Below are 3,539 nucleotides of genomic sequence, written 5' to 3' on the forward strand. Positions count from 1 at the left end.
CCACGTTCCCGGGAGGATCCGCCCATGCACCCCGTCGTAGGACCACCCGCACCGACCGCAGCTCGCGCCCGCGAGGTCGCCGAGCTGCTGCGCTCGCGCCTCGACGACCCGACCCGGGCCAGCGCCGAGCTGCCCCGACGGTTGGCGGCGGCGCACGACGCCTCGCCGTACCTGTTCGAGCCGCAGGCCGTCGTTCGCGCCGCCTCGGCGGCCGAGGTGGGGGCGCTGATGGCCGGTGCACGGGAGGCCGGCGTACCGCTGACCCTGCGCGGCGGTGGCACCAGCCTCGCCGGGCAGGCCGGCGGCGCGGGGGTGCTGGTCGACGTCCGCACCGACTGGCGGCATGCCGAGGTGCTCGACGACGGTCGTCGCATCCGGCTCCAGCCCGGCCTGACGATCCGGCAGGCCAACGCCCGGCTGGCCCGCTACCGACGCCGACTCGGCCCGGACCCGGCCAGCGAGGCCGCGTGCACTGTGGGCGGCATGGTGGCCAACAACTCCAGTGGGATGACCTGCGGCACCACCGACAACGCGTACCGCACCATGGAGTCGCTGCGCTTCGTCCTCCCGTCCGGCACCGTCGTCGACTCCGCCGCACGCGACGCCGACGACCGGCTGCGCGCCGACGAGCCCGAGCTGCACGCCGGGCTGCTGCGCCTACGCGACCGGGTGCGCTCGGCACCGGGGTCGCGCGCCACCATCGAGCGGCTGTTCGCCATGAAGAACACCATGGGGTACGGGCTGAACTCCCTGCTCGACCACAGCAGCCCGGTCGAGATGCTGGCCCACCTGATGATCGGCAGCGAGGGCACGCTCGGCTTCGTGGCCGAGGCCGTCTTCCGTACCGTCGAGATCCACGAGCACGCCGCCACCGGCCTGCTGATCCTGCCCGGCCTCACCGACGCCACCGACGCGCTGCCCGCCCTGCTCGCCGCCGGTGCCCGTACCGCCGAACTGCTCGACGCGGCCGCCCTGCGGGTCAGCCAGCGCGACCCTGGTGCGAGCCCGACCCTGCGCGGCCTGACGGTTGCCGGGCACGCAGCGCTGCTGGTGGAGTTCGCCGAGGACAGCGCGGAGCGGTTGGCCGCGACGCTGGCCGACGCGCGAGGAGTGCTCGATCGGCTGCCCGCCGTCACCGGCACCGAGCTGACCCGCGACCCGCGCGAGCGGGCCCGACTCTGGCACCTGCGCAAGGGCCTCTACACGGCGGTCGCCGGTGCCCGCCCGCCCGGCACCACCGCCCTGCTGGAGGACGTCGCGGTGCCACTGCCGCGCCTGACCGGCACCTGCGACGGCCTGATCGGCCTGTTCGACAGGCACGGCTACTCCGACGCGGTGATCTTCGGGCACGCCCGGGACGGCAACCTGCACTTCATGCTGACGCAGTCCTTCGACACAGCGGCCGAGATCGACCGCTACGCCCGGTTCACCGACGACATGGTCGACCTCGTGCTGGCCGAGGGGGGAACACTCAAGGCGGAGCACGGCACCGGTCGGGCCATGGCACCCTTCGTCCGCCGCCAGTACGGCGACGAGCTGTACGACGTGATGCGCGAACTCAAGCGGCTGTGCGACCCGAGTGGCCTGCTCAACCCCGGTGTGCTGCTCAACGACGACCCGACAGTGCACCTGCGCCAGCTCAAGGCCGTCCCGACGGTCGACCCCGAGCTGGACGCCTGCGTCGAGTGTGGCTACTGCGAGCCGGTGTGCCCCACCGCCGACGTGACCACCACGCCCCGGCAGCGCATCGTCCTGCAACGACAGATCGCCCTCGCCACCGCCGCCGGCGACGAGGAGCGCCGCCGGGAGCTGACCGCCGACTACGAGTACGCGGCGGTGGACAGTTGCGCCGCGGACAGCCTCTGCGTCACCGCCTGCCCGGTCGGCATCGACACCGGCGCGGCGATGAAACGACTGCGCGCCGAACGGCACGGCCCGCTCGCCCAGCGCACCGCCCGCGCCGCCGCGCGGCACTGGAAGGGCGCCGTGGCCGGCGTCCGGATGGGCCTGAGCGCCGCCCACGCTGTGCCGACGCCGGTGACCAGCGCCGCCACCGGGGTGATCCGAGGGCTCGGTGCCGGCGAACTCGTGCCGCTGTGGAGCGACGACATGCCACGCGCCGGCGCTCCCCGCCCCGCCCCCCGCAGCGCGCCGGACGCGCAGGCGGTGTTCTTCGCGGCCTGCGTCGGCAGCCTCTTCGCGCCGGAGGACGGCCCGGCCGGCGGCTCGGCGGCAGCGTTCCTGCGCCTGTGCGACCTGGCGGGCGTGCCGCTCGTCGTGCCCGCGACGGCAGGCCTGTGCTGCGGAACGCCCTGGCAGTCCAAGGGTTACCCCGCCGGCCACCGCGAGATGGCCGAGCGGACCCTCGCCGCGCTCTGGACGGCCAGCGACGAGGGCCGCCTGCCCATCGTGTGTGACGCCTCGTCCTGCACCCACGGGCTGGCCCAGCTGACCGCCGCGCTGGCCGAGGAGGACCAGGCGCGTTACCCCGACCTGCGCTTCGTCGACAGCGTGACGTTCACCGCCGAGCACCTCCTGCCGGCGCTGCCGGAGCCCCGGCGTCTGGGCTCGCTGGCCCTGCACCCCACCTGCTCCACAGTGCACCTGGGCGGCATCGAGGACCTGCGCGCCGTGGCCCGGGCGGTCGCCGACACCGTGACCGTGCCGGACAGCTGGGGGTGCTGCGCCTTCGCCGGCGACCGGGGGCTGCTGCATCCCGAGGTGACCGCCGGCGCCACCGCGGCTCAGGCCATCGAGATCAATCAGCGCGGCTACGACGCGTACGCCTCCTGCAACCGCACCTGCGAGATGGGCATGAGCCGGGCCACCGGGCAGCCGTACCGGCACGTGCTCCAGGTGCTCGTCGAGGCGGTCGAGCCGCTGGCGTAGCCGGACGGGCTACTCCTCCGGGACGCGCGGGCCCACCTCACCGCGCCTCAGGTGCTCCTCGTTGCGGTCGGCCTCGCTGTCGGCGTTCGCGGCGCCGGCGCCCGGGTCCGTCGTGCGGCGCCCCTCGGCATCCTGATACACCTCACCGGTTTCGAGGGCTCTCTCCTGCTGACTCTGCTCAGGGGTGGTCATGAACGCCCAGATACCCTCCGGCCGCAGCAACAAACGGTCACTGGCGTGAATGCCGCAATTTAATGGCCGATCATCGGCGCAATCCGGTTCGCCATGAAATGGGAACGGCATGGCTGCGAAAGCCCTCGCGTACCGGAGTTCCACCATTCAGTCGAGAACCGGTCACGTGTTCGACCCGAGCGACCGACGGCAATAGACGAACGCGCACCGGCCCCACACCGAAAGCATCGACGGCCGACACGATCTGTGGATCCCATCAAAGATCACGAGTGTGATGATGTGACAGGGAAGCGCATCGGAAGAACGACAGCTGTCGCATGAACGACTGAGCACCTTCACCGGCGTGGGTAGCTTCCGAGCCGTGGGGGCGACCGATCGTCGTGTCACAGCATCCCCGCGCCGCAGCCGCTCCATCGGTGCCGCCGACCCAGGTCGACAAACCGTCACAGCAGGCTCGG

2 protein-coding genes are annotated in these 3,539 nt (G+C 72.8%); one reads left to right on the top strand and one right to left on the bottom strand.

The window, feature by feature from the left end; translation table 11 throughout:
- The first annotated feature begins 24 nt into the window (after positions 1 to 24).
- Positions 25 to 2,889: an FAD-binding and (Fe-S)-binding domain-containing protein gene (locus HNR22_RS08035; protein ID WP_179779814.1), complete on the top strand. Its 2,865-nt coding sequence runs from the start codon at positions 25 to 27 to the stop codon at positions 2,887 to 2,889.
- 9 nt (positions 2,890 to 2,898) lie between these two features.
- Here the strand turns inward: HNR22_RS08035 and HNR22_RS31220 are convergent, their stop codons facing one another.
- Positions 2,899 to 3,192 (bottom strand): hypothetical protein, encoded by a 294-nt coding sequence (locus HNR22_RS31220; protein ID WP_246380739.1) that lies wholly within the window; start codon positions 3,190 to 3,192, stop codon positions 2,899 to 2,901.
- Positions 3,193 to 3,539 lie beyond the last annotated feature (347 nt).

Source organism: Micromonospora jinlongensis (assembly GCF_013410645.1).
Lineage (GTDB): Bacteria > Actinomycetota > Actinomycetes > Mycobacteriales > Micromonosporaceae > Micromonospora > Micromonospora zamorensis.

Coding starts and splice junctions, on each gene's coding strand:
- HNR22_RS08035 (WP_179779814.1), top strand. CDS start 25: ATGCACCCCGTCGTAGGACCACCCGCACCGACCGCAGCTCGCGCCCGC.
- HNR22_RS31220 (WP_246380739.1), bottom strand. CDS start 3,192: ATGCCGTTCCCATTTCATGGCGAACCGGATTGCGCCGATGATCGGCCA.